Annotated in this window: 22 protein-coding genes; 6 read left to right on the top strand and 16 right to left on the bottom strand. The window is 71.4% G+C overall.

Annotation, left to right across the window (positions count from 1 at the left end; genetic code table 11):
* The first annotated feature begins 258 nt into the window (after positions 1-258).
* Both N8N77_RS09040 and pknB read left to right on the top strand, forming a co-directional pair.
* A complete protein-coding gene (locus N8N77_RS09040; RefSeq protein WP_261166380.1) occupies positions 259-831 on the top strand; it encodes a LysM domain-containing protein in 573 nt (190 codons plus the stop codon).
* A 71-nt stretch (positions 832-902) separates the two neighbouring features.
* Positions 903-2,861, top strand: coding sequence for a Stk1 family PASTA domain-containing Ser/Thr kinase (pknB, locus tag N8N77_RS09035; protein WP_261166378.1), 1,959 nt, complete (start codon positions 903-905; stop codon positions 2,859-2,861).
* Positions 2,862-2,900: 39 nt separating this feature from the next.
* Here pknB and N8N77_RS09030 read toward each other — a convergent pair whose 3' ends face one another.
* Together N8N77_RS09030 and N8N77_RS09025 are read right to left on the bottom strand one after the other, a co-directional pair.
* Positions 2,901-4,235: a class II 3-deoxy-7-phosphoheptulonate synthase gene (locus tag N8N77_RS09030; protein ID WP_261166377.1), complete on the bottom strand. Its 1,335-nt coding sequence runs from the start codon at positions 4,233-4,235 to the stop codon at positions 2,901-2,903.
* A 47-nt stretch (positions 4,236-4,282) separates the two neighbouring features.
* Positions 4,283-4,993 (bottom strand): 1-acyl-sn-glycerol-3-phosphate acyltransferase, encoded by a 711-nt coding sequence (locus N8N77_RS09025; RefSeq protein WP_261166376.1) that lies wholly within the window; start codon positions 4,991-4,993, stop codon positions 4,283-4,285.
* 127 nt (positions 4,994-5,120) lie between these two features.
* Here N8N77_RS09025 and N8N77_RS09020 point away from each other — a divergent pair, with 127 nt between their 5' ends.
* Entirely contained in the window at positions 5,121-6,944 is a 1,824-nt protein-coding gene (locus tag N8N77_RS09020; RefSeq protein WP_261166375.1) for a long-chain fatty acid--CoA ligase, read from the top strand.
* Positions 6,945-6,993: 49 nt separating this feature from the next.
* Here the strand turns inward: N8N77_RS09020 and def are convergent, their stop codons facing one another.
* From def to N8N77_RS09005, 3 genes are read right to left on the bottom strand one after another with little or no spacing between them, the layout of a single operon-like run.
* Positions 6,994-7,485 carry a peptide deformylase gene (def, locus tag N8N77_RS09015; protein WP_261166373.1) on the bottom strand — a complete coding sequence of 164 codons (492 nt, stop codon included), beginning with the start codon at positions 7,483-7,485 and terminating at the stop codon, positions 6,994-6,996.
* Entirely contained in the window at positions 7,482-9,218 is a 1,737-nt protein-coding gene (locus N8N77_RS09010) for a MinD/ParA family protein (RefSeq protein ID WP_261166372.1), read from the bottom strand. Before N8N77_RS09010 ends, def begins: the two co-directional genes overlap by 4 nt.
* 9 nt (positions 9,219-9,227) lie before the next feature.
* Positions 9,228-12,635 carry a pyruvate carboxylase gene (locus N8N77_RS09005; protein ID WP_261166371.1) on the bottom strand — a complete coding sequence of 1,136 codons (3,408 nt, stop codon included), beginning with the start codon at positions 12,633-12,635 and terminating at the stop codon, positions 9,228-9,230.
* Positions 12,636-12,706: 71 nt separating this feature from the next.
* Between N8N77_RS09005 and N8N77_RS09000 the strand changes: the two genes are divergently transcribed.
* Positions 12,707-13,510: a ParA family protein gene (locus N8N77_RS09000; RefSeq protein ID WP_261166369.1), complete on the top strand. Its 804-nt coding sequence runs from the start codon at positions 12,707-12,709 to the stop codon at positions 13,508-13,510.
* A gap of 132 nt (positions 13,511-13,642) precedes the next feature.
* On the opposite strand, the gene N8N77_RS08995 is transcribed toward N8N77_RS09000, so the two are convergent.
* From N8N77_RS08995 to N8N77_RS08985, 3 genes are all read right to left on the bottom strand, one after another.
* Positions 13,643-14,188 (bottom strand): MerR family transcriptional regulator, encoded by a 546-nt coding sequence (locus N8N77_RS08995; RefSeq protein WP_261166367.1) that lies wholly within the window; start codon positions 14,186-14,188, stop codon positions 13,643-13,645.
* A 116-nt stretch (positions 14,189-14,304) separates the two neighbouring features.
* The gene (locus N8N77_RS08990; RefSeq protein WP_261166365.1) at positions 14,305-15,000 is read right to left on the bottom strand and encodes a MerR family transcriptional regulator; all 696 of its coding nucleotides are present in this window, start codon (positions 14,998-15,000) and stop codon (positions 14,305-14,307) included.
* On the bottom strand, positions 15,000-15,491 hold the full coding sequence (locus tag N8N77_RS08985) for an FHA domain-containing protein (RefSeq protein WP_261166364.1): 492 nt from the start codon (positions 15,489-15,491) through the stop codon (positions 15,000-15,002). Before N8N77_RS08985 ends, N8N77_RS08990 begins: the two co-directional genes overlap by 1 nt.
* 141 nt (positions 15,492-15,632) lie before the next feature.
* Here N8N77_RS08985 and N8N77_RS08980 point away from each other — a divergent pair, with 141 nt between their 5' ends.
* The gene (locus N8N77_RS08980; protein WP_261166362.1) at positions 15,633-16,253 is read left to right on the top strand and encodes a copper resistance CopC family protein; all 621 of its coding nucleotides are present in this window, start codon (positions 15,633-15,635) and stop codon (positions 16,251-16,253) included.
* Positions 16,254-16,304: 51 nt separating this feature from the next.
* Positions 16,305-17,702 (top strand): dihydrolipoyl dehydrogenase, encoded by a 1,398-nt coding sequence (lpdA, locus tag N8N77_RS08975; protein WP_261166361.1) that lies wholly within the window; start codon positions 16,305-16,307, stop codon positions 17,700-17,702.
* Between the two features lie 113 nt (positions 17,703-17,815).
* Here the strand turns inward: lpdA and N8N77_RS08970 are convergent, their stop codons facing one another.
* The 8 genes from N8N77_RS08970 to N8N77_RS08935 form a co-directional block, all read right to left on the bottom strand.
* Positions 17,816-18,433 carry a CYTH domain-containing protein gene (locus N8N77_RS08970; protein WP_261166359.1) on the bottom strand — a complete coding sequence of 206 codons (618 nt, stop codon included), beginning with the start codon at positions 18,431-18,433 and terminating at the stop codon, positions 17,816-17,818.
* A gap of 13 nt (positions 18,434-18,446) precedes the next feature.
* Positions 18,447-18,686 carry a response regulator gene (locus N8N77_RS08965; protein ID WP_261166358.1) on the bottom strand — a complete coding sequence of 80 codons (240 nt, stop codon included), beginning with the start codon at positions 18,684-18,686 and terminating at the stop codon, positions 18,447-18,449.
* Positions 18,687-18,741: 55 nt separating this feature from the next.
* Entirely contained in the window at positions 18,742-19,767 is a 1,026-nt protein-coding gene (locus N8N77_RS08960) for a YihY/virulence factor BrkB family protein (RefSeq protein ID WP_261166357.1), read from the bottom strand.
* A 46-nt stretch (positions 19,768-19,813) separates the two neighbouring features.
* Positions 19,814-20,290, bottom strand: a complete 477-nt coding sequence (locus tag N8N77_RS08955; RefSeq protein ID WP_261166356.1) for a prepilin peptidase — start codon at positions 20,288-20,290, stop codon at positions 19,814-19,816.
* Positions 20,291-20,359: 69 nt separating this feature from the next.
* Positions 20,360-20,836, bottom strand: coding sequence for an SsrA-binding protein SmpB (smpB, locus tag N8N77_RS08950; protein WP_261166354.1), 477 nt, complete (start codon positions 20,834-20,836; stop codon positions 20,360-20,362).
* A 76-nt stretch (positions 20,837-20,912) separates the two neighbouring features.
* Positions 20,913-21,830 (bottom strand): permease-like cell division protein FtsX, encoded by a 918-nt coding sequence (gene ftsX / locus N8N77_RS08945; RefSeq protein ID WP_261166353.1) that lies wholly within the window; start codon positions 21,828-21,830, stop codon positions 20,913-20,915.
* Positions 21,827-23,140 carry a cell division ATP-binding protein FtsE gene (gene ftsE / locus N8N77_RS08940; protein ID WP_261166351.1) on the bottom strand — a complete coding sequence of 438 codons (1,314 nt, stop codon included), beginning with the start codon at positions 23,138-23,140 and terminating at the stop codon, positions 21,827-21,829. The genes ftsX and ftsE overlap by 4 nt, the downstream gene beginning before the upstream one ends.
* Positions 23,141-23,217: 77 nt before the next feature.
* Positions 23,218-24,618, bottom strand: a complete 1,401-nt coding sequence (locus N8N77_RS08935) for a sugar porter family MFS transporter (RefSeq protein ID WP_261166349.1) — start codon at positions 24,616-24,618, stop codon at positions 23,218-23,220.
* Between the last annotated feature and the right edge of the window lie 96 nt (positions 24,619-24,714).

Here is a 24,714-nt window from a genome sequence, read left to right as displayed (position 1 = left end):
GGCGGCGGCGATCGACGGCGCCGGTGCCATCCGCCGCTTCTTCACGGTGACGTGGCCGCACATCCGTGGGGTGGCCGGACTGGTGATCCTGCTGGAGTTCATCTGGAACTTCCAGCACTTCGACACCCTCTTCGTGCTCCCCGGCGGCGGCCCCGCGGGCGCCGGCGGTCCCCCGCGGACTCCTTTCCGCCCGCCCCGGCCGCCGCGTCGGCCGCCACCGCCGTCGCGCCCGCTTCCGTCGCGCCCGAGGTGCACGTCGTGGAGGCCGGTCAGACGCTGTGGGCCATCGCGCAGCAGCACGGCATCGACGTGTCCACCCTGCTGCGCGCGAACGGACTGTCGGACGGCGCGATCATCTACCCGGGCCAGAAGCTGCGGCTGAGCATGCCGCAGCCCGTGGCGGCCCAGGCCCAGCGATCGGCGACGCTCGATGCGGAGCAGACCGAGTACGCGCGCCTCATCATCCGCGTCGGTCGCGAGATGGGCGCGTCGGACCGCGCGATCGCGACCGCGCTGGCCACCGCGATGGTCGAGTCGGGCCTGCGCAACGTCGACCACGGCGACCGCGATTCGCTCGGCCTGTTCCAGCAGCGGCCGAGCCAGGGCTGGGGCACGCCCGAGCAGGTGCTGGACCCCGTGCGCGCGACGAGGGCCTTCTTCGGCGGCCGCGGCGCCCCGAACGGTGGCGTCCCGCGCGGGCTCTACGACATCCCCGGCTGGGAGGCCATGTCGTTCGGCGACGCGGCTCAGGCCGTGCAGGTCTCCGCGTTCCCCGAGCGTTACGGCCAGTGGGAGCAGCAGTCCTACACCTGGCTCGCGTCGCTGGGCTGAGCAACGATGCCGTGGGCGGACCGGGTGCGCCGCTGGACGGGTTGCCAGGCCCCCTTCCGTAGACTTCTCCCGTGAGCACGAGCCAGCAGGTCGACCCCCTCATCGGGCGGCTTGTCGACGGTCGATACCGCGTCCGGGCGCGGATCGCCCGCGGCGGTATGGCGACGGTCTACGTCGCCACCGACCTGCGCCTCGAGCGTCGCGTGGCCCTCAAGGTGATGCACGCGCATCTCAGCGACGACAGCGTCTTCCAGAGCCGCTTCATCCAGGAGGCACGCTCGGCGGCGCGCCTGGCCGACCCCCATGTCGTGAACGTGTTCGACCAGGGCCAGGACGGCGAGCTCGCCTACCTCGTCATGGAGTACCTGCCGGGCATCACGCTGCGCGAGCTGCTCAAGGAGCAGAAGCGCCTCACCGTGACGCAGACGATCACCGTCATGGACGCCGTGCTCTCCGGACTCGCCGCCGCGCACCGCGCCGGGCTGATCCACCGCGACGTGAAGCCGGAGAACGTGCTGCTGGCCGAGGACGGCCGCATCAAGATCGGAGACTTCGGTCTCGCGCGCGCCACCAGCGCCAACACCGCCACGGGCGCCCAGCTGCTCGGCACGATCGCGTACCTCGCTCCCGAGCTCGTCACGCGCGGCACGGCCGACGCCCGCAGCGATATCTACTCCCTGGGCATCATGCTCTACGAGATGCTCGCCGGCGAGCAGCCGTACAAGGGCGAGCAGCCGATGCAGATCGCGTACCAGCACGCCACCGACTCGGTGCCGCGCCCGAGCGTGAAGAACCCCGGCGTGCCCGAACAGCTCGACGAGCTGGTGCTCTGGGCCACCGAGAAGTCGCCGGACGAGCGACCCGCCGACGCACAAGAGATGCTCGAGCGGCTGCGCGAGATCGAGCGCGAGCTCGGGATCGCGCCGCTCGCCTCACGCACGCGTGCCCTGCCCGAGGTCGATCGCTCGGAGGCCGAGGCGACCAAGGTGTTGCCCTTCGCCGCGACGACGGCCCTCACCGACGACGTCCCTGCCGGCACGGGCCCGGTGGCCGCCGCCGACGACAACTCGGCCCGCCTGCGGCGCGTGAGCGCCCGGCGCAGCCGCCGGGGCGGCGTGCTGCTCGCGCTGGTGCTGCTGCTGGCCGCGGTGGCCGGAGGCGTCGGCTGGTGGTGGGGGTCGGGCCCCGGCTCCCAGGTGGCGATCCCGCGCGTGCAGGGGCTGACCTATGACGAGGCCGCGGGGCTCCTGGAGGAGCACAACCTCGTCGCCGAGCGGCGCGACGTCAACAGCGTGGATGTGGCGCCGGGAGAGGTGATGGCGTCCGACCCGGGCGCGGGCGCGCGCGTGGACCAGGAGACGGTCGTCACGCTCGACGTCTCGGTGGGCCCGGCCGAGGTCGCCGTCCCGAAGCTCACCGACACGCCGCAGGCCGACGCGACCGCGCAGCTCGAGGCGATCGGGGTCCCGGTCGTCGAGGTGCGCGAGTACTTCCTCGACCCCGCGCCCGGCATGGTCACGAACGTGCGGATCCAGCCCCGCGGCTCCGAGGAGATCGTCGACTGCATCGACGGCTGCGCGGCCCACGAGGGCGACGGCGCCATCCTGTCCGTCTCGCTCGGCCCGGTGCCCGACGTGGCGGGCCTCACCGTCGACGCGGCAACCGGGACGCTCACGGACGCGGGCCTGCAGGTGGCCGGCGAGCGGCAGCAGCAGCACAGCAACGACGTCGAGGCCGGGCGCGTCATCGGCATCGTCCCGAAGGACGGTGTCTGGGCGCGTGACGAGACCGTCACCCTCATCGAGTCGCTCGGCCCCGAGCTGTTCGAGGTGCCGGACGTCGAGGGCATGACCCGCGACGAGGCCGCGAGCACCCTGCGCGACCACGGCTTCGAGGTGAGCTACAACCCCCTGTGGAACACGTTCCCGGACGCGTGGACCAACGTCACCGGCACCGATCCCTCGGCCGGGGATCGGCGTCAGCGCGGCACGACGGTCCAGATCCTCATCGAGACGAGCTCGCCGATCTGAGTCGTCGCCCCACCACGGGCGCAGGGCGACGACCGGGGATCAGAGGCGCTCGAGCTCCTCGGCCACGAGGAAGGCCAGCTCGAGCGACTGCATGTGGTTCAGACGCGGGTCGCACAGCGACTCGTAGCGCGTGGCGAGGGTCTCCTCGTCGATGTGCTCGGACCCGCCCAGGCACTCCGTGACGTCGTCGCCCGTGAGCTCGACGTGCAGGCCGCCCGGGAACGTGCCGACGGCGCGGTGGGCCTCGAAGAAGCCGCGCACCTCGTCGACCACGTCGTCGAAACGGCGGGTCTTGTAGCCGGTGGCCGTCGTGATGCCGTTTCCGTGCATCGGATCGGTCACCCACAGCGGCTGCGCACCGGAGTTCTTCACGGCCTCGAGCAGCGGGGGCAGCGCGTCGCGGATCTTCCCGGCGCCCATGCGCGTGATGAACGTCAGGCGGCCCGGCTCGCGCTCGGGGTCGAGCTTGTCGATCAGCGCGAGCGCGGTCTCCGGCGTGGTCGACGGCCCCAGCTTCACCCCGATGGGGTTGCGGATGCGCGAGAAGTAATCCACGTGCGCGCCGTCGAGTTCACGCGTGCGCTCCCCGATCCACAGGAAGTGCGCGGACGTGTTGTACGGCGTGCTCGTGCGGGAGTCGATGCGGGTCAGGGGGCGCTCGTAGTCCATGAGCAGGCCCTCGTGGCCCGTGTAGAAGTCGACCGTCTTGAGCGCATCGAAGTCGGCGCCGGCGGCCGCCATGAACTTGATGGCACGGTCGATCTCGGTCGCCAGACGCTCGTAGCGCTGATTCGCGGGGTTCTGCGCGAAACCCCGGTTCCACGAGTGCACCTCGCGCAGGTCGGCGAAGCCGCCCTTCGTGAACGCGCGGATGAGATTCAGGGTCGAGGCGGACGTGTGGTACGCCTGCAGCAGCCGCCGCGGGTCGGCCTCGCGCGACGCCGCCGTGAAGTCGTAGCCGTTGACGATCTCGCCACGGAACGCCGGGAGCGTGATGTCGCCGCGCGTCTCGGTGTCGCTGGAGCGGGGCTTGGCGAACTGGCCCGCCATCCTGCCCATCTTCACGACGGGCATGGAGGCGCCGTACGTGAGCACGACGGCCATCTGCAGCACCGTCTTGACGCGGTTGCGGATCTTGTCGGCCGTGGCGCCGGCGAACGTCTCGGCGCAGTCGCCGCCCTGCAGCAGGAACGCGCGGCCGGCAGCTGCCTCCGCCAGGCTGGCCTTGAGGCTGTCCACCTCACCCGCGAAAACGAGCGGCGGGAGCGCCGCCAGCTCGGCCGTCACCTCGGCGACCGCCGCGCGGTCCGGATACGCCGGCTGCTGCTTGATCGGAAGCGAACGCCAGGCATCGAGGTGGTGCGGATCGGACATGATTCGATCCTAATGCGCGCGCGGAACCGTCCCGGACGCGGGCGGGATCAGGACGCGACGGCGGAGCGCTCGCGGCGCTCCCTCGCGATCCGCTCCTTCGCCGAGGACGCGTACTCGTCACGGTAACGCTGCTGGCCCAGGCGCTGGAGGGCGACCATGATCTCGTCGGTGACCGAGCGCAGCACGAAGCGGTCGTTCTCCATCCCGGCGTAGCGAGAGAAGTCCAGCGGCTCCCCGATCACGACGCCCACGCGCACCACGCGCGGCAGGGTGGAGCCGATCGGCAGCATCTTCTCGGTGTCGACCATGATGACCGGGATCACGGGCACCTTGGCCTCGAGGGCCATGCGCGCCACACCCGTGCGGCCGCGGTAGAGCACGCCGTCGGGGCTGCGGGTCCCCTCCGGATACAGGCCCAGCAGCCCTCCGCGCGCGATGACGCCGAGCCCGGTGTTGAGGGCGGCCTCCGAGGCCTGACCGCCCGAGCGGTCGATCGGGATCTGCCCGGTGCCCTTCATGAACCACTTGGTCGCCCACCCCTTGAGCCCGCGACCCGTGAAGTACTCGGACTTGGCGAGGAACGACATGGGACGGTCGATGAGCAGGGGGAGGAAGATCGAGTCCATCACCGACAGGTGGTTGCTCGCGAGGATCGCGGCGCCCTCGGCGGGGATGTTCTCCTTGCCGACGATCCACGGGCGGAAGACCGCCTTCACGATCGGCCCGATGACGAGGTACTTGAGGAACCAGTAGATCACCGCGCGCTCCTGCCTTCCGTCGTCGTCCCGGGCGCCATCGAGCCTAATCCCTCGGTTCCGTGCGTCGTATCGCACGCTCAGCCCATAGAGTGGAAAGACCCATCCGAGCGGTATCGAAGGAGCTGCCGTGAACGTGACTTCCATCCCCGCGATCGTCCCCGCCGACCCCGAGGCGAACATCGCAGACCTGCTGGCGATCCGCGCGAAGGCCACCCCCGATCTCGCCCTGTTCAGCGTGCCCGAGGGCGAAGGCTGGCGGGACATCACCGCCCGCCAGTTCGAGGAGCAGGTGATCGGCCTCGCCAAGGGCTTCGTTGCCGCCGGCGTCGAGCCGGGCGACAAGATCGGCTTCATCGCGCGCACCACCTACGAGTGGACCCTCGTGGACTTCGCGCTGTTCTATGCCGGCGCCGTCATGGTCCCCGTGTACGAGACGAGCTCCGCCGCCCAGGTGCAGTGGATCCTCTCCGACTCCGGGGCCGTCGCGCTCATCGCCGAGCACGGCGAGCACGTCGCCCGCTTCGAGGAGGTCAAGGATGAGCTGCCGCTCGTCGGTCGCGTGTGGCGTCTCGACGAGGGGGCCATCGCCACGCTCACCGCCGAGGGTCGCGACGTGCCGGATGACGAGATCGAGCGGCGACGCCGACTCGCTCGCGGGGCGGACCTCGCCACGATCATCTACACCTCCGGCTCCACGGGGCGCCCCAAGGGATGCGTGCTGACGCACAGCAACTTCGTCGAGCTGGCGCGCAACTCCGCCAAGGCACTCGAGAAGCCGCTCGCGAACGCCTCGACGGTGCTGTTCATCACCACGGCGCACGTGTTCGCGCGCTTCATGTCGGTGCTCTACATCCACGCCGGCGTACGCACCGGCCACGAGCCGAACACGAAGAACCTCGTCAAGACGCTCGGGTCGTTCAAGCCGACGCTCCTGCTGGCGGTGCCGCGCGTGTTCGAGAAGGTCTACAACTCGGCCGAGGCCAAGACCGAGGCCGAGGGCAAGGGCCGGATCTTCCGCGCGGCCGCCGCGACGGCCATCGAGCACTCCCGCCGCCTGCAGGAGGGCGAGAAGGTCGGGCTGGCGCTCCGCCTGAAGTTCGCGCTGTTCGACAAGCTCGTCTACTCGAAGCTGCGCGCGCTCATGGGCGGCAACGTCGAGTACGCCGTCTCGGGTTCGGCGCCGCTCGGACCGCGCCTGGGCTACTTCTTCCGCGGACTGGGCGTGAAGATCCTCGAGGGCTACGGCCTCACCGAGACGACGGCGCCGGCCAGCGTCAACGTGCCGGAGCGCATCAAGGTCGGCACGGTGGGACCGGCGCTGCCGGGCGTCGACATCCGCATCGCCGACGACGGCGAGGTGCAGGTGCGGGGCATCAACGTGTTCAAGGAGTACTGGAAGAACCCGGAGGCGACGGCCGCGGCCTTCGACGACGGATGGTTCCGCACGGGCGACATCGGCTCGCTGGACGAGGACGGCTGCCTCACGATCACGGGCCGCAAGAAGGAGATCATCGTCACGGCCGGTGGCAAGAACGTCGCCCCCGCCGTGCTCGAGGACCCGATCCGCGCCAACCCGATCGTCGGCCAGGTCGTCGTCGTGGGCGACCAGCGCCCGTTCATCTCGGCGCTGATCACCCTCGACCCCGAGATGCTGCCCGCGTGGCTGAAGACCCACGGCGAGTCGCCCGACCTCACGCTCGAGCAGGCCGCCAAGAGCCCCGTCGTGCGGGCCGAGGTGCAGCGGCAGATCGATCACGCGAACGCGCTCGTCTCGCGGGCGGAATCGATCCGCAAGTTCACGATCCTCGGCACGGAGTGGACGGAGGCGACCGGCCACCTCACGCCGAAGCTGTCGATCAAGCGCGCCGAGATCCTGCGCGACTTCTCCGCCGAGATCGAGGACCTCTACGCCACGACGGGCGAGACGACGACCAACGTCGTGCTGGGCTGACGCGCGGACCGGAAACGGCCCGGCCCCGAGGGGCCGGGCCGTTTTCGCGTCAGAACCAGGCGCTCTCGCGCACCCGGCGCATCGCGACGGCGCGCTCCTCCTTGGGCAGACGCTGCAGGTACACGACGCCGTCGAGGTGGTCGGTCTCGTGCTGCAGCATCTGGGCGAACAGTCCCTCGCCCTCCAGCACCACCTTCTGCCCGTCCAGGTCGATGCCCTCCACGCGGGCGTAAGGGTGACGCAGCGCGTCGTGCCACAGGTCGGGCACCGACAGGCAGCCCTCCCCCGTCGGCACGGCCTCGCCGCGCACCTCGACGATGCGCGGGTTGAGCACGTACCCCACGCGTTCGTCCACGTTGTAGCTGAAGGCGCGCACGCCCACGCCGATCTGCGGGGCCGCGACGCCGGCGCGGCCGGGCAGCTTCACGGTGTCGAGGAGATCCTCCACGAGCGCCCTGACGCCCTCGTCGATCGTCTCGATCGGCGCGCACGGGGTGCGCAGCACCGGGTCGCCGTACAGGCGGATCTGGCGCACGGTCACCGGCCGACCCCCTTCGCGGCGGCCGCGGGACGCGCGGACCCACGCAGCCCCTCCACGACACGGGCGGCGAGCTCGCGCGCGCCCTCGCGCGTCTCGCGCCGCAGCTCGGACCAGGCGATCGCGCCGCCGGTGGCGATGGCGGGGTCGTACGGCAGGCGCACGACGGCGCGCACGCGGCTGGAGAAGTGCGCTTCCAGCTCCTCGAGGCGCACCAGCGGTGCGCCCGGCGACGACTGGTTCAGCACGACGATCGCCCGCTCGACGAGGTCGCCGCGGCCGTGTGCCTCGAGCCAGGTGAGGGTCTCGGATGCCAGTCGCGCTTCGTCCACGCTCAGGCCGGCCACGACGACGAGCTCGTCCGCGAGGTCGAGGGTGCCCTCCATGACGGAGTGCACGATGCCCGTACCCGTGTCGCTGAGCACGATCGAGTAGTAGTGGGCGGCGACCTTCGCGACGGTGCGGTAGTCGCTGTCGTCGAACGCCTGAGCGACGTGCGGATCGGTGTCGGAGGCGAGCACGTCCAGGCGCGTCTCGTCGCGCGAGACGAGGTCGGAGATGTCGGCGTACCCGGAGATGCGCGCGTGGTCGCGCACGACGTCGCGCACGGTGCGTCCCGATCGCCCCGCGACGCGCTCGGCGAGCGTGCCGCGGTCGGGGTTCGCGTCGACGGCGATGATGCGGTCGTCCCGCGCGTCGGCCAACGCCATGCCCAGCAGCGTCGTGACGGTCGTCTTGCCGACACCGCCCTTCCGGCTGACGACGGGCACGAAGCGCGCGCCGCCGTGCAGCGGCGCGGAGATCTGGGCGGTCAGCTGCTTGCGCTCCCGCACGCGACGGCTGTCGCCCGGGTTGACGACGCCACGCGTGGCGCGGAACACGAGAGAACGCCAGGCGGCGCCCTCGGGCTCGACCTTGGCGTGGCGGCCGGGCTCCACCAGCCGGTCGCTCGTGAGCTGGTCCGCGCTCTCGGCGCCCGTGACGTTCACGCGCTTGGACTCGACGGGGCGCGCGACGAAGCGGGGCGTGCGGGCCACGGCCGTCTCGGTCGACGGGGCGGCATCCCGCGCGGCGCCGTCGTTCGTGGGGTGATCGGTCACGTCGGGTTCGTCCTTCTGGGTCTCGCCCGCCGCGTCGGCGCCGGGGTGGTTCGCGGGGGCGGCCGCCACGACCGCATCGCCGGGCTCCGGCATCGCCGCCGCCGTCGTCGCCGCGACGGCGGGCGCGGGCTCGGGTGCCGCCGGCCTGGCGGGCCGGGCGGTGTCGCCTGCCCCGAGCCCCGCCGCCGTCACGGGATCGGGGTGTGGTTCGGTGGACGCCTCCTCGGCGGGCAGGTCCGCGGCGATCGCCGCGCGGGCGGCGAGCAGGGCCTCGCCGATGCGCGCACGCGCCGCCGCGACGACGTCCTCGTCGATCTCTCCCGTCTCGGCCGGCTCGTCGTCGATCTCGTCGGCCTCGGGGATCTCGTCGATCGGGTCGGCGTCGCCGTCCGATGCCTCCTCGTCCTCCGCGGCACCCGGAAGCTCCAGCACGATGGTGCCGCGCTCAAGGGCGTCGGCGCTGTCGTCGACCACGTCGGCGTCGTCGTCCAGGTCCTCGTAGCCGCGCGGCAGCGGCACGCGCAGCTGCGAAGTGCGCGTACCGGGCACGCCGATCACCGAAGTGTCGGCCACCGCATCCTCGAGGATCCCGTGATCCTCGGGCTCGTCGAGGGGGTCGTTCTTGTCAGGCGTCACAGATAGAAACTACTCGGCGGGCACGACGACGACCAAAAGGTCACCCGCCTCCACCTGCCGAGTTCCCGTCACCGCCAGCCGCTCCACGCGACCGGTGACGGGTGCGGTGATCGCCGCCTCCATCTTCATCGCCTCGATCGACGCGACCGGTTGGCCGGCGCTCACCTGGTCGCCCTCGGCCACCTTGAGCGTCACCACGCCCGCGAACGGGGCCGCGACATGACCGGTCTGCGAGGGATCCGCCTTCTCGGCCTGACGGCTCTCCACGGCGATGCTGCGATCGCGCACGTAGACGGGACGCAGCTGGCCGTTGAGTGTGGTCATGACGGTGCGCATGCCCTTGTCGTCTGCCTCACCGATGGCCTCGAGTCCCACGTACAGCTGCACGCCAGGGTCGATCTCGGCCATGTGCTCCTCGCCCGGGGTGAGGCCGTAGAGGTAGTCCGGCGTGCCGAGCGCCGACAGGTCGCCGTACTGCTCGCGGTTGCGCTCGAACTCGGCGGCGGGGCCGGGGAAGAGCAACCGGTTCAGCGTGCGCTTGCGCGTCGCGGCGTCACCGGCGAGTCCCTCGCGCTGCTCGTCGGTCAGCTCCACGGTCCGCACGGTGGCCTCGCGCCCCGCGAGCACCTTGGAGCGGAACGGCTCGGGCCAGCCGCCGGGCAGGTCGCCGAGCTCCCCCGCCATGAAGCCGACGACGGAGTCGGGGATGTCGTAGCTGTGCGGGTTCTGCTCGAAGTCGTCGGGGTCGGCGTCGGCCGCCACGAGCGCGAGCGCGAGGTCGCCCACGACCTTCGACGAGGGCGTGACCTTGGGGATGCGCCCGAGGATGCGGTTGGCGGCCGCGTACATGTCCTCGATCCGTTCGAACTGGTCGGCCAGGCCCAGCGCGATCGCCTGCTGGCGGAGGTTGGAGAGCTGGCCGCCGGGGATCTCGTGCTTGTACACACGGCCGGTGGGGCTGGGCAGCCCCGACTCGAACGGCCGGTAGAGCTGGCGCACCGCCTCCCAGTACGGCTCGAGGTCGCAGACCGCCTGCAGATCCAGCCCGGTGTCGCGCTCGGTGTGGGCCAGGGCGGCGACGAGGGCCGAGAGCGACGGCTGACTCGTCGTGCCCGACATGGGCGCGGCCGCCGCGTCCACCGCATCGGCGCCCGCGGCGCTCGCGGCGAGCAAGGTGGCGAGCTGCCCGCCCGCCGTGTCGTGCGTGTGCACGTGCACGGGCAGGTCGAAGCGCTCGCGGAGCGCACCGACGAGCGTGGCGGCCGCGGCGGGGCGCAGCAGCCCCGCCATGTCCTTGATCGCGAGCACGTGCGCACCGCTGGCGACGATCTGCTCCGCGAGGCGCAGGTAGTAGTCCAGGGTGTACAGATCCTCGGCGGGGTTCAGCAGGTCACCGGTGTAGCAGAGCGCGACCTCGGCCACCGCGGTCCCGGTCTCGCGCACGGCCTGGATGGCCGGCTGCATCTGCGACACGTCGTTGAGGGCGTCGAAGATCCGGAAGATGTCCACACCGGTCTCGGCGGCCTCGCGCACGAACGCGTCGGTGACCTCGGTGGGATACGGCGTGTAGCCCACGGTGTTGCGCCCGCGCAGCAGCATCTGGATCGGAATGTTGGGCATCGCCTCGCGCAGCGCCGCCAGGCGCTCCCAGGGGTCCTCCGCCAGGAAGCGCAACGCGACGTCGTAGGTCGCACCGCCCCACGCCTCGACGCTCAGCAGCTGCGGCGTCATGCGGGCCACGTGCGGCCCCAGGCGCACGAGGTCGCGGGTGCGCACGCGCGTGGCCAGCAGCGACTGGTGGGCGTCGCGGAACGTCGTCTCGGTGACGGCCAGCGCCTTCTGCTCGCGCAGCGCCCGGGCGAAGCCCTCCGGACCGAGCTCGCGCAGCCGCTGCAGGTTGCCGGCCGGCGCAGGAGCCGAGAGGTCGATATCGGGCAGCTTGCTGCCGGGCGACATCATCTTGGGCTTGGGTCCGTAGGGACGGTTCACCGTGACGTCGGCCAGCCAGTTCAGCAGCTTCGTGGCCCGGTCGCGCGAGGGGTTGGATGTCAGCAGCTGGGGGCGCTCGTCGATGAACGAGGTGCTGAGGTCGCCCGAGACGAAGCCGTCGTCGTCGAGCACGGCCCGCAGGAACGGGATGTTCGTGGCGACGCCGCGGATGCGGAACTCGGCCAGCGCCCGGCGGGCACGCGCGACCGCCGCCGGGAAGTCGCGGCCACGGCAGGTGAGCTTGGCGAGCATGGAGTCGAAGTGACCGCTGATCTGCGAGCCCGCCGCCGTCGTGCCGCCGTCGAGGCGGATGCCCGCGCCGCCCGGCGACCGATAGGTCGTGATGCGCCCCGTGTCCGGACGGAAGCCCTGCGCGGGGTCCTCCGTGGTGATGCGGCACTGCAGCGCGGCGCCGCGCAGCGTGATGCTGTCCTGCGTCAGCCCCAGGTCGGCGAGGGTCTCGCCCGCCGCGATCCGCATCTGCGATTGCACGAGGTCGACATCCGTCACCTCCTCGGTGACCGTGTGCTCCACCTGGATCCGCGGGTTCATCTCGATGAAGACGACCTCGCCCGCGCGCTCCCCCGCCGTTTCGAGGAGGAACTCGACCGTTCCGGCGTTCTCGTAGCCGATCGACTCGGCAAACGCGACCGCGTACCGGTGCAGGTCCGCCCGGATCCCGTCGTCCAGGTTCGGCGCCGGGGCGATCTCGATGACCTTCTGGTGACGTCGCTGCACCGAGCAGTCGCGCTCGAACAGGTGAACCGTCGCGCCCGTGCGGTCGGCCAGCACCTGCACCTCGATGTGACGTGGCCGCACGACCGCCTGCTCGAGGAACACGCGCGCGTCGCCGAACGCCGCACCCGCCTCCCGCATGGCCTCCTCGAGCGCGCCGCGCAGCTCGCCCGGCATCTCGACGCGACGCATGCCGCGGCCGCCACCGCCGGCCACCGCCTTGACGAAGATCGGGAACCCGATCGACTCGGCCTGGGCGAGGAGCGCGTCGACGTCATCAGACGCGTCGGTGGAGCGCAGCACGGGCACGCCGGCCGCGATCGCGTGCTCCTTGGCGGTGACCTTGTTGCCCGCCATCTCGAGCACCTTCGCCGAGGGACCGATGAAGGTGATGCCGTTCTCGGCGGCGCGCGCCGCGAGCTCGGGGTTCTCCGACAGGAACCCGTAGCCCGGATAGATGGCGTCGGCGCCGGCGTGCAGCGCCACCCGAATGATCTCGTCCACGTCGAGATACGCGCGCACCGGGCGGCCCGGCTCGCCGATCTCGTACGACTCGTCGGCCTTCTGCCGGTGCAGCGATCCGCGGTCCTCGAACGGGAAGACGGCGACGGTACGCGCCCCCAGCTCGTAGGCCGCGCGGAAGGCACGGATGGCGATCTCTCCGCGATTCGCGACGAGGACTTTCGAGAACATGGGCCTCCTTCGGCCGTGGGTTCGGGGCGTCCGCACGTGCTCCACAGCATAGGGGCGATAACGTGGGGGTCGTGCACGTACTCAGCGTCAGTTCCCTCAAGGGCGGCGTCGGCAAGACGACCGTGACCCTCGGCCTCGCGTCCGCCGCGTTCGCCCGTGGGCTGCGGACGCTGGTCGTCGACCTCGATCCCCAGTCCGATGTCTCGACCGGCATGGACATCCAGCCCGCCGGCAAGCTGAACATCGCCGACGTGCTGACCTCCCCGAAGGAGAAGACCGTCCGCCAGGCGATCGCGCCGAGCGGCTGGGCGAAGGCGCACCCGGGCACGATCGACGTCCTGATCGGCAGCCCGTCCGCCATCAACTTCGACGGCCCACACCCGAGCGTGAAGGACGTCTGGAAGCTCGAGGAGGCGCTCGCGCTCATCGAGGCCGAGTACGACCTCGTGCTGATCGACTGCGCGCCCTCGCTCAACGCCCTCACGCGCACCGCGTGGGCCGCCAGCGACCGCGTGGCGGTCGTGACGGAGCCCGGACTGTTCTCGGTGGCCGCCGCCGACCGCGCCCTGCGCGCCATCGAGGAGATCCGCCGCGGCCTCTCCCCCCGGCTGCAGCCGCTCGGCATCGTCGTCAACCGCGTACGCCCGCAGTCGATCGAGCACCAGTTCCGCATCAAGGAACTGCGCGACATGTTCGGACCGCTCGTGCTCGAGCCGCAGCTGCCCGAGCGCACGTCGCTGCAGCAGGCTCAGGGTGCGGCGAAGCCGCTGCACGTGTGGCCCGGCGAGTCGGCACAGGAACTGGCCGCGGACTTCGACTCGCTGTTGGACCGCATCATGCGCTCCGGCCGCATCCCCGACCCGCGCGAGCAGTAGGTCGCCGGGGCGTCCTGCCCGTTCCCCCTCCGCGCCGGAAGCCCCTCCGGGTGGTGCGTCTGCGCGTCGCGCTCGCGGCTCGACCCGCTCCCTCCGCGCCTGCGGCGCGAGGAACAGCGCGGTCGAAACCGATCAGGCGGACTTGCGGGTGCGTCGCGCGGCCAGCTCGTCGACCGGGTCCGGGGCCGTCGGGTCGAACTCCACGAGTGTGGACTCGACTTCACGCAGCACCTTGCCCACCGCGATGCCGAAAACGCCCTGGCCGCGGCTGACGAGGTCGATGACCTCGTCGTTGGAGGTGCACAGGTAGACCGAGGCGCCGTCGCTCATGAGCGTGGTGCCCGCGAGGTCCTCGATGCCCGAGGCACGCAGCTGCTCGACGGCCGTGCGGATCTGCTGCAGCGAGATGCCCGTGTCGAGGAGTCGCTTCACGAGCTTGAGGACGAGGATGTCGCGGAAGCCGTACAGCCGCTGCGATCCGGAGCCGCTGGCGCTGCGGACGGTGGGGACGACCAACTCGGTGCGCGCCCAGTAGTCCAGCTGCCGATAGGTGATCCCCGCGGCCCGCGCGGCGACGGCGCCGCGGTAGCCCATCTGCGGGTCCAGCTCCGGGAGACCGTCGGTGAAGAGCAGGTCGACGGCGAAGCCGGGCTCACCGGTCGGAGTGCCTGCGTTCATGTGTCCCCCTCGTTGTCCGATTCGACTCCTCCAACGTACGCCCCCGCATGTGCCCCGGCAACGACATCCGCCCGTGAGCGGGTGGCGTGTCGCGCTCCGTTATCGAACGGTGACGCTCAGTCCAGCAGGCGGCCCAGTGCCGACTTCACGAAGATCGCCCGCACCTCGTCCAGGCGCGCCGCGAGCTCGGGCGCGAGCTCCGCCGCCGTGGCGCGCGAGCGCGCATCGGTGCGTCGCCGCACCGTCGACAGGGCGGTCTCGACGAGTGCAACCTGCCGCTCGGCGCTCTGGCGCAGACCGCGGATGTGGCGGGGCTCGATGCCGTGGCGGTCGAGCGCGACGAGCGCGCGCATGAGCGCGACGTCCTGCTCGCTGTAGGTCTCGGCCGGGGTCAGCACGCCGGTGCTGATGGCGTCGTTGAGCAGCTGCGGCGCCGCGCCCGCCTCCGCCAGCAGGTCGGCTCGGCTGTAGCGGCGCTCGACCGGGTGGATGGACGGCGGGGCGACGGGCGTCTGCACCTCGCGGCCGGCGTCGACGTCGGCAAGGTGCTCGCGGATGACGCTCAGCGGCATGTAGTGGTCGCGCTGCAGGGTGAGCGCGAAGCGCAGCCGCTCCAGGTCGTGGGTCGAGAACTTGCGATAGCCCGAGGCCGTGCGCTGCGGGCTGACGATCCCCTGCATCTCGAGAAAGCGCAGCTTGCTCGAGGTGAGCTGGGGGAACTCCGGGGTGAGCTTGGCGAGCACCTGACCGATGCTGAGGAGCGCGCCATCCCCCGGCTCCCGATGCGGCAGACGGGCGTGGGCCGCCGCCATCAGGCCCCCGCCGCCGGCAGGTCCTGAGGGGAGGTGAAGAAGTTCACGCGGAACTTGCCGATGCGCACCTCGTCACCGTTGCGCAGCAGGCCGCGGTCGACGCGCGTGCCGTCGACGTACGTGCCGTTCAGCGACCGCTGATCGACGATCTCGAAGCCGCTCTCGGTGCGCAGGATCTCGCAGTGGCGTCGCGACACCGTCACGTCGTCGAAGAAGATGTTCGCCTCGGGGTGCCGGCCGACGGTGGTCACGTCGCCGTCGAGCAGATAGCGGGCGCCGGCCGTGGGACCCGAGCGGACCAGCAGCAGCGCCGAGCCGGAGGGCAGGGCCTGGATCGCCTCGAGCTCGGTGTCGCTGAGCTCCCCGTGGAAGGGCACGAAGGACAGGTCGGACTCGTGGCCGAACGACTGCGTGGAATCGCCCGAGCCGTCGTGGCCGCCGTCGCGTCGCACCGAGGCCGCAGAGGTGGGCTGGAACTCCGAATCCGTCACGCTCGATCCTTCCTTTCGTCCAGCCTATCCGATGACCGCCGGGCGGCGGGATCCGTTCGTCCCCCGGATGGCGGACACGCTCGCACTATCGGCAGTCGCGCCGCCAGCGTTCGCTCAGGCGACGACCATACGTTCTCAGGCATGCCGACCGCCACTCGCGCCCTGCGCCGCCTGCCCGCCGTTGGCGCGGCGATCGCGGCCCTCCTCGCCCTCTCGCTCGCGACCGCCACCCCGGCGTTCGCCCACGACACCCTCGTCTCGACCGACCCGGCAGCGGGTTCCACCGTCGAGAACATGCCCGCCGAGCTGACGCTGACCTACAGCGCGGAGCTGCTCGACGCCGGTGACGGCACGGCCGTCGAGGTGCTCTCGCCCTCCGGTGCCGACGCCGCCGCGGGCGAGCCCGCACTCGCGGGAGCGGTGGTGACGGTGCCGCTGGCCGAGGCCGCAGAGGCGGGCGAGTACACCGTGACGTGGCGCGTCGTCTCGAGCGACGGCCACCCCATCGACGGCACCTTCTCCTTCACCGTCGCGCAGCCGACGGCGCCGCAGCCGACCCCCGAGCCGACCCAGAGCCCGGATGAGTCCGAGACTGCGGACACCCCCACGCCCATCGCCACGACCGACCCCTCCGACGGAACGGCCGAGGACGGCGACTCCTTCGCGCGCAACCTGCCGTGGATCGTCGGCGGTCTGCTGCTCGCGGCAGGCGGCGGCGCCGTGGTCGCCGTGCTCGTCGCGCGCTCGCGCCGCGGGCGCTAGGCCGGCCGCCCGGGGAAGCGCACGCCTCCCGGCGGGCGATAGGCTGAGGGCATGGCTCACTACGACCTCGTCATCCTCGGCGCGGGCCCCGGCGGATACGTCGCAGCCGTGCGCGGCGCACAGCTCGGGCTCTCGGTCGCGATCATCGAAGAGAAGTACTGGGGCGGTGTGTGCCTCAACGTCGGCTGCATCCCCTCGAAGTCGCTGCTGAAGAACGCGGAGGTGGCGCACACCTTCACGCACAAGGCCGACTTCTTCGGCATCTCCGGCGAGGTCTCCTTCGACTTCGGCGCGGCATTCGACCGCAGCCGGAAGGTCGCCGAGACGCACGTCAAGGGCATCCACTTCCTGATGAAGAAGAACAAGGTCACCGAATACGAGGGCCGCGGCACGTTCACGGGCCCGAAGGCCATCTCGGTGGCCAAGGCCGACGGGACCACCGAGGAGGTCACGTTCGACAACGTGATCATCGCCACGGGGTCGAAGGTGCGCCTGCTGCCGGGCGTCCAGCTGAGCGACAACGTCGTGACCTACGAGGAGCAGATCCTCTCGCGCGAGCTGCCCGAGTCGATCGTCATCGTCGGCGCCGGCGCCATCGGCATGGAGTTCGCCTACGTGATGTCGAACTACGGCGTCAAGGTGACCATCATCGAGTTCCTCGACCGGGCGCTGCCCAACGAGGACGCCGAGGTCTCCAAGGAGATCCAGAAGCAGTACAAGAAGTACGGGATCGACATCCTCACCTCGACGGCGGTCAAGACCGTCGAGGACAACGGGTCGTCGGTCCGCGTCACCTACGAGTCGCGCGACGGCCAGCCCGGCGAGATCACGGCGGGCAAGGTGCTCATGTCGGTCGGCTTCGCTCCGAACGTCGAGGGCTACGGTCTCGAGAAGACGGGCGTGAAGCTCACCGAGCGCGGCGCGATCGACATCGACGACTACATGCGCACGAACGTCGAGGGCATCTACGCCATCGGCGACGTCACCGCCAAGCTGCAGCTGGCCCACGTGGCCGAGGCGCAGGCGGTCGTCGCGGCCGAGACCATCGCGAAGGCCGAGACGATGACGCTGGGCGATTACCGCATGATGCCGCGCGCGACCTTCTGCTCGCCCCAGGTCGCCAGCTTCGGCCTGACGGAGGAGCAGGCGCGGGCCGAGGGCCGCGAGATCAAGGTGGCGAAGTTCCCCTTCAGCGCCAACGGCAAGGCCAACGGCCTGGGCGAGCCCGTCGGATTCGTGAAGCTGATCGCCGACGCCGAGCACCTCGAGCTCATCGGCGGACACATGGTGGGCCCGGACGTCTCGGAGCTGCTGCCGGAGCTCACGCTCGCGCAGAAGTGGGACCTCACCGCCGTCGAGGCGGCGCGCAACGTGCACACGCACCCCACGCTGTCGGAGACGCTGCAGGAAGGCTTCCACGGCCTCCAGGGTCACTTCATCAACATGTGAGGTCGGCCGGGTCGGGTGGAGCCGTCTGCGAGACGCCCCGCGAAACCCTCACCGACCCGCTCGCGAAAGGGGCCCGGATCCGCGGATCCGGGCCCCTTTCGCGTCGAGACAGGTCAGCGGCCGAGGGCGCGGGCGAGCTTCGACGCCGAGGCGGCCTCGCGGGCGCCGGCGGCAAGGGCGGCGTCGGCGACGGCGGCGAAGAACGCCTCCCGTGCGTCGGCGTCGGTGGGAGCGGCCTCGCCGAGCTCGATCTCCCATTCGTGCCATTCCCGCTCCGCGCCCGAGCGCAGGTCGGTGGTGCGCACGTGATCGTCGACGAACTCCGCCAGCGGATCGCCTTCCTCGTCGAGCAGCTCGTAGGCGGTGCGGTCGTTCACGATGCGGGCAAGCGGTTCGAGGGGCGCGGTCGTCCAGCGCGCCACCTCGGCGCGCACCGGCCCCGGCAGCTCGTCGCCGTCACCCAGCGGCCAGCCCAACTCCACCCGCGCGCCGTCGATGAGCGGGCCCTTGATGTGCCAGCCGGCGTCGGGGCCACCCGTGCGGCGTCGCAGCGCGACGCCCGCGCGGGCGAGCACGAGGTCGGCCGTGTCGAGGTAGAGCGCATCGAGATGGCGGTTCTCCCCCGCCGTGACACGCGCCACACCGGGCACACCGGCCCAGTCGGGCACCGGGGTGCCCGCATCCACGTCGAACTTGCGCTCGACCTCCACGAAGCGGGTCGGTTCGGTCATGCGAGGCAGGCCGTCACCGGTCGCGGGCCCGCGCCTGGTCGTCGTCCATGGAGTCCACGTCGTTGAGCTCCTCCTCGTAGCGGAACTCCACCTCGGTGGGGCCGTCGCCCTCACCCGTGTTCTCGGCGTCGCCGGCGCGGCGGTAGACGAGCTGGCCCTCCGAGTACGGCATGATCAGCCGGTCGAGGTCGGTCGATTCCAGGGGCAGGACCTGTCCGTCGAGAGGTCCGCCATTCAGTCGTGCGATGGCCATGGCCCGAGCCTACTCCGCGGCTTCCCGGCGCGCCGGGGGCTTGCGTGCGCGCGGATCATCCGTCATGCCGCGCAAGCGCCTCCCGCTCCTGGCGCTCCTGTTCCCTCGCCGCCTGCAGCGCATCGGTGGCGATGCGCACCTCTCGCTCGGCGCTGCGGACCCTGCGCTGGGTGAGGGTCGCGGCGCCGTAGCGCTCGCCGATCCGGTCGCGCTCCTCCGCGGCCGTCGTGATCACGTGGGCGCACGCGATGAGGATCACCTGCGCCGAGAGGTTGAGCCACAGCAGCAGCGCGACGAGCGACGCGAACGACGTCAGCAGCGGATTGGAGGGCGCACCCCCCACGAACAGGCCCGAGAGCTGCTGCAGCACGACGAGGCCCGCGGCGCCGATCAGCGCCCCTCCCCACAGCGCGCGCGGCGATGCGCGCATCCCCGACAGCAGGGCGAACAGCAGGGCGATGATGACGGCGTCGAGGGCGAACGTCGCGACGAGGGTGATGAGGCGCGTGGCGACCGCCGCGACGGTGTCCGAGCCCAGGCCCAGCCATCCCAGCAGGGTCGTCGCGAACGCGGAGCCGAGGAACGTCACCACCGCCGACGCGACGAAGAGCACGCCCACCGCCAGGGCGAACAGCAGGTCGCGCACGGCGAGCAGGATCGGGGAGGTCGTGGCGGCCGTCGTGCCCGCCATCATCCGGATCGCGGTGCGCACCGTCTGGATCGCGCCGATCGCCGCCGCGATGAGGGCGACGACGGCGATGACGCCCGCGAGGGTGATCGTTCCCGGGACCTCCTGGAGCTCCCGCGCGTCGATCACGCCGCCCTCGCCGATGAGGCCCGGCACGACGTTGTCGGTGGCCGAGACGAGCGCCCGCCACAGCTCGGGGCGACCCGAGAGCCAGATCGCCGCGACGGAGAAGCCCAGCAGGACGGCGGCGAACAGCGAGAAGAGCGCGCGGTAGGTGACGCTCGCCGCGAGCACCGGCCCGTTGTGCTCGGTGTAGAGCAGGAACGAGCGCACGATCCGACGCCGCAACGCCCATCCCTGCACCCGGTTCCAGATGTTCATCAGCGCCGCCATGGGCCACAGGCTAGCGTCCGAGCGCCGACGGCCGCCCGGACTTGCCTCAGCAGACGAGGGGCCCTACGCATGCCCCGAGAAGCATGAAAGGACCGAAGGCGATCGGGGTGCGGGCGTCGGCCCGCCCCGCGGCGAGGAGCGCGATGGCCGCCGCCCCGCCCAGGACGAAGGCCGCGGCGGCGCCCCACGCGAGGGCTCCCCAGCCGTGCCACCCGAGGAACAGGCCCACGAGCAGCGCGAGCTTCACGTCGCCCCCACCCATGCCGCCGGTGCGCCTGCCGGCCGCCCAGAGCACGGCGTAGAACCCGCCGAGCAGCAGCGCGCCCGCCGCCGCGCCTCCGGCGGCCTCGACGCGCCCCGACAGCACGGCGGCGAGGACGAGCAGCGTGCCGACGATCGAGGTCGCGGGCAGCACGATGGCGTTGGGCAGCCGGTGCTCGGCGAGATCGGTGCGGATCAGCGCGACGCCCGCGGCGCCGAACGCCACGTACGCCGCCGCCAGCACGAGCGTCGCGGCGTCCATCGCATCTCCCCTTCCGACCCGATCAGCGATGGTACGGGCGGGGCGCGGGGTGGCACGGATGCCTGTGAGTCACTCCCCCATGCGGTTGCGCGTGCGCATGGCGCGCTCGGCCTCGCGTCGGTCCTGGCGCTCACGCAGCGTCTGGCGCTTGTCGTACTGCGTCTTACCCTTGGCCACCGCGATCTCGACCTTGGCGCGACCGTCGACGAAGTACAGCTTCATCGGGACGAGCGTGTACCCGCCCTCCGCGGTCTTGCGCGCGAGCTTGCCGATCTCCTCCTTGTGGAGCAGCAGCTTGCGGATGCGCTTGGCGGCGTGATTCGTCCACGTCCCGTTGGAGTACTGGGGGATGCTCACCTGGTCGAGGAACGCCTCGCCGCGGTCGATGTAGGCGTAGCCGTCGGTGAGGTTGGCGTGTCCCTCGCGCAGCGACTTCACCTCGGTGCCCTGCAACACCAGGCCGGCCTCGTAGGTCTTCTCGATCGTGTACTCGTGGCGGGCACGGCGATTGAGGGCGACGACCTTCTCGCCCTTCTCCTTGGGCATGCGACACCCGCCTTTCTCGATCCGGCGCCTCGCGCCGCCGCCCACCGGGCGGCGGGCAGCGTTCGAGTCTACTGGATCAGGCGCGCAGCCATCGGCGAATGGCGAAACCGGCCGAGGCCGCCGCCAGCACCACGCCGATCGCGACGATCACCGGCACCACGAGCCAGGCGTCACCCATGCCGACCCACGGCACCGTCGCCATGCGGGTGGCGAGATAGCCGTCCACCCCGAAGCTCACCATGAGCAGGACCGCGACGCTCGCGAGCGCGGCGCCGAGGAGCGCCGCGACGACGCCCTCGAGCACGAACGGCGTCTGGATGAAGCGGTTCGAGGCCCCCACGAGACGCATGATGCCGACCTCGCGTCGCCGCGCGTAGGCGGAGAGCCGGATCGTCGTGCCGATGAGCAGCACCGCCGAGATGAGCATGAGCGCCGCGATGCCGACCGCGATATAGGTCGCGATCGTGAGTGCGGCGAAAAGGGGCTCGAGGTGCTCGATCTGATTCGTCACACCCTCGACGCCCGCGACCCCCGAGAACGCCTCGACGAGAACGTCCGCGTTGCGCGGGTCCTCCGGATTCACGAGGGTGATGCGGAACGAGGCGTTCGTCTGCTCCTCCGTGAGCAGGTCCGCCTGGTCGGGGAAGTTCTCGGTGAACGACGCGTGGGCCTCGGCCGCGGAGATGTACGTGACGTTCTGGATCACCGGCGCGAGCGTGTCGGACCGCAGCTGCTCCTCCACCGCAGCCGTCTGCTCCTCCGTCGCGGCCCCCTCGAGACAGGTCTCCTGCGTCGAGAGGGTCGAGCACAGGTAGATCTCGATCTGCGCCCGGTCCTGGAAGTACTCGCGCATCGTGCCGATCTGCGCCTGCATCAGGATCGCGGCGCCGACGAAGGTGAGCGACACGAAGGTCACGAGCACGACGGAGACGACCATCGAGGCGTTGCGGCGCAACCCCGTGAGGACCTCGCCGAGAATCAGTCCGAGTCTCATGCGGTCGGCCCCACTTCGTCCTCGTCGTCGCGCGCCAGCCCGAGCCGCTCGGCGAACCCGAGCTCGGCGACGCGCTCCGCCTGCTCGGCGACGGGCCGCTGGCGGGCACGGGTGACGTCGGGCGGCAGCGGATCGTCGTCCGGCCCTCCCTCGCGGGTGGGCGGCACGGGCGACGGCGCACCGGTGGCGGGCGCCGGAGCGGCCGGCGTCGGCGCGCTCGGCGCAGGCGCGCCGGCGGCTGGCGTGCCGGGCACCGGCGACGGCGCTCCGTGCGGCAGGCCAGGAGCGGGCGCTGCGCCCTGCCGGTGTGGCGGCGTGACGACGGGGCGCGCGGCGGCGGCCTGCCGGCCGGGCGCCTGCACGGCGGGAGCGGGCGGAACCGACCGGTGCGCGGCCGGCGGCTGGGCGGGGCCCGCCGGGGTGGACGCCGGTGGAGTGGTCGCCGACGGGGTGGCCGCGGGCTGCGGAGGTGCCGCGCGCCGCGGACCGGGCTCGGTTGCCGGCGCCGGACGACCCTGCGCGTCGAGGCGGTCCGAGACCTCGCGCTGCACCTCGAGGACCGCGGTGAGGGCGGCGACGGCCGCCGCGCCCTTCTCGATCTGCGGTTCTAGTCGCTGGATCGCCGAGGTGTCGCCGTAGCCGCCGTGCCGCTCATCGCGCACGAGCCGCCCGTTCGACAGCTCGATGACGCGGCGCTGCATGCGGTCCACGAAGCCGGCTTCGTGCGTGGCCATGACGATCGTCGTGCCCGACGCGTTGATCTGCGCCAGCAGCTCCATGATGTCGGTGGACGTGGCGGGGTCGAGGTTGCCTGTCGGCTCGTCGGCCAGCAGCAGCTGCGGACGGTTCACGAGGGCCCGCGCGATCGCCACGCGCTGCTGCTCGCCGCCCGACAGCTCGTGCGGCATGCGCTTGGCCATGCCCTGCAGGCCCACGCGCTCGAGCGCCTCGGGCACGGCCTGCTTCACGAGCGCGCGGGAGGCGCCGATCACCTGCAACGTGAACGCCACGTTCTGGAAGACGCTCTTGGACGGCAGCAGGCGGAAGTCCTGGAAGACGGAGCCGATGTGACGCCGGAAGTACGGAGTGCGCCGATTGGAGAGCGACTTCGTGTCACGCCCCAGCACGACGATGCTGCCGGACGACGGCACCCCCTCGCGCAGGATGAGGCGCAGGCACGAGGACTTCCCCGATCCCGACTGGCCGACGAGAAACACGAACTCACCGCGCTGCACCTCGAACGAGACGTCGTCGAGAGCGGGTGAGACGGTCCCCTTGTAGCGCTTGGTGACGTGCTCGAACCGGATCATGGCCTACCCAGGCTAAGCGCGGCCCCGCCCCTGGCCCCGAGCGACACCCCCGGCGCGTCGCACCGATCGAGCGACCCTCAGCCGGTCATCTGCTCCAGCTCCATGCCCTTCGTCTCGCGCACCTGGCGCCACACGAACACGAACGACAGGGCGGCGAACCCGGCGTACAGGCCGTATGCGAGCGTGAGCGAGATGCTGCTCAGCCACGGGAAGGTCGTGGAGATGGCGAAGTTCGCCACCCACTGGGCGGCGGCGGCCACCGCGAGCGCGCTCGCGCGGATCCGGTTGGGGAAGATCTCGCCCAGCAGCACCCACACGACCGGTCCCCACGTCGCGCCGAAGCCCACGACGAAGAGATTCGCCGCGATGAGGGCGACGATCGACCAGGGCGCCTCGAGGCTGACGGAGCCGTCGGCGGCCGTCGTGGCGAAGGAGAAGGCGACCGCCATGACCCCGAGGGAGAGGGTCATGAGGAGCGAGCCGGCAACGAGGAGCGCCTTGCGGCCCACGCGGTCGACGAGCAGGATCGCGACGATCGTCACGACGATGTTCGTCACGGAGGTGATGACGCTCGTCGTGAGCGCGCTGTTCTCGTCGAAGCCCACGGAGCGCCACAGCGTCGTGGAGTAGTAGAAGATCACGTTGATGCCGACGAACTGCTGGAAGATGCTCAGCAGGATGCCGACCCACACCACCGGCTTCAGCCCGAGCGCCGGGCCGACGAGGTCGCGCAGCGACTCACGCTTCTCGCTCTGCAGCGAGTCCTTGATCTCCTGGATCTTGACGTTCACGTCGGGCTCGCCGCTGAAATCCAGCAGCACCTGCGAGGCCTTGTCGTAGTCGCCCTTGCGCACGAGGTAACGCGGCGACTCGGGCAGCCGCAGCGACATCAGGCCGTACACGACGGCCGGCACCGCCTCGACGATGAACATCCACCGCCAGGTCTCGATGCCGAACCAGAACGTCTCGGCGGCACCGCCGGACGTCGCGGCGAGGATCGCGTTCGTGAGGAGGGCCGCGAAGATGCCGAGCACGATCGCGAGCTGTTGGAGCGATCCGAGGCGGCCGCGGATGCGCGCCGGCGAGACTTCGGCGATGTAGGCGGGAGCGATGACCGAGGCGGCGCCCACGCCGAGACCGCCCACCGCACGCCAGAGCATGAGGTCCCACACGCCGAAGGCGAGTCCCGAGGCGATCGCCGAGACGAAGAACAGCGCCGCCGCGACGAGCATGACCGGCACGCGACCCCACATGTTCGCGATCGTGCCCGCGAACCAGGCGCCCACGGCCGCGCCCAGCAGCGCGATCGACACCGAGAAGCCCTGCAGGCCGGCGTTGAGGTCGAAGTCCGCCGACAACGCGTCGACGGCCCCGTTGATCACCGAGGTGTCGTATCCGAAGAGGAAGCCGCCGAGAGCCGCGGCGATCGCGATCCCGATGACCCTTCCGTTGATGCGACTCAACCCGGCACTCGTCATGTCGTCCCCTTCGTCACGCGCCCCGGCGGCGGGCGCACCCCCGCGAGCCTACCCGCGCCGGCGAGGGCGAGGACAGGAGCACGCTGTCTCCGTCGC

This window comes from Microbacterium sp. Marseille-Q6965, assembly GCF_946151065.1.
In the GTDB taxonomy this organism is placed as follows: Bacteria; Actinomycetota; Actinomycetes; order Actinomycetales; family Microbacteriaceae; genus Microbacterium.
The sequence above is the reverse complement of the archived record's forward strand: the minus strand, read 5'-3'. Positions and strand labels throughout refer to the sequence as shown.

Coding starts and splice junctions, on each gene's coding strand:
- N8N77_RS09030 (WP_261166377.1), bottom strand. CDS start 4,235: ATGTCCGATCCGCACCACCTCGATGCCTGGCGTTCGCTTCCGATCAAG.
- N8N77_RS09005 (WP_261166371.1), bottom strand. CDS start 12,635: ATGTTCTCGAAAGTCCTCGTCGCGAATCGCGGAGAGATCGCCATCCGT.
- N8N77_RS08995 (WP_261166367.1), bottom strand. CDS start 14,188: ATGAACGCAGGCACTCCGACCGGTGAGCCCGGCTTCGCCGTCGACCTG.
- N8N77_RS08990 (WP_261166365.1), bottom strand. CDS start 15,000: ATGGCGGCGGCCCACGCCCGTCTGCCGCATCGGGAGCCGGGGGATGGC.
- N8N77_RS08980 (WP_261166362.1), top strand. CDS start 15,633: ATGCCGACCGCCACTCGCGCCCTGCGCCGCCTGCCCGCCGTTGGCGCG.
- lpdA (WP_261166361.1), top strand. CDS start 16,305: ATGGCTCACTACGACCTCGTCATCCTCGGCGCGGGCCCCGGCGGATAC.
- N8N77_RS08970 (WP_261166359.1), bottom strand. CDS start 18,433: ATGACCGAACCGACCCGCTTCGTGGAGGTCGAGCGCAAGTTCGACGTG.
- N8N77_RS08965 (WP_261166358.1), bottom strand. CDS start 18,686: ATGGCCATCGCACGACTGAATGGCGGACCTCTCGACGGACAGGTCCTG.
- N8N77_RS08960 (WP_261166357.1), bottom strand. CDS start 19,767: ATGGCGGCGCTGATGAACATCTGGAACCGGGTGCAGGGATGGGCGTTG.
- N8N77_RS08955 (WP_261166356.1), bottom strand. CDS start 20,290: ATGGACGCCGCGACGCTCGTGCTGGCGGCGGCGTACGTGGCGTTCGGC.
- smpB (WP_261166354.1), bottom strand. CDS start 20,836: ATGCCCAAGGAGAAGGGCGAGAAGGTCGTCGCCCTCAATCGCCGTGCC.
- ftsX (WP_261166353.1), bottom strand. CDS start 21,830: ATGAGACTCGGACTGATTCTCGGCGAGGTCCTCACGGGGTTGCGCCGC.
- ftsE (WP_261166351.1), bottom strand. CDS start 23,140: ATGATCCGGTTCGAGCACGTCACCAAGCGCTACAAGGGGACCGTCTCA.
- N8N77_RS08935 (WP_261166349.1), bottom strand. CDS start 24,618: ATGACGAGTGCCGGGTTGAGTCGCATCAACGGAAGGGTCATCGGGATC.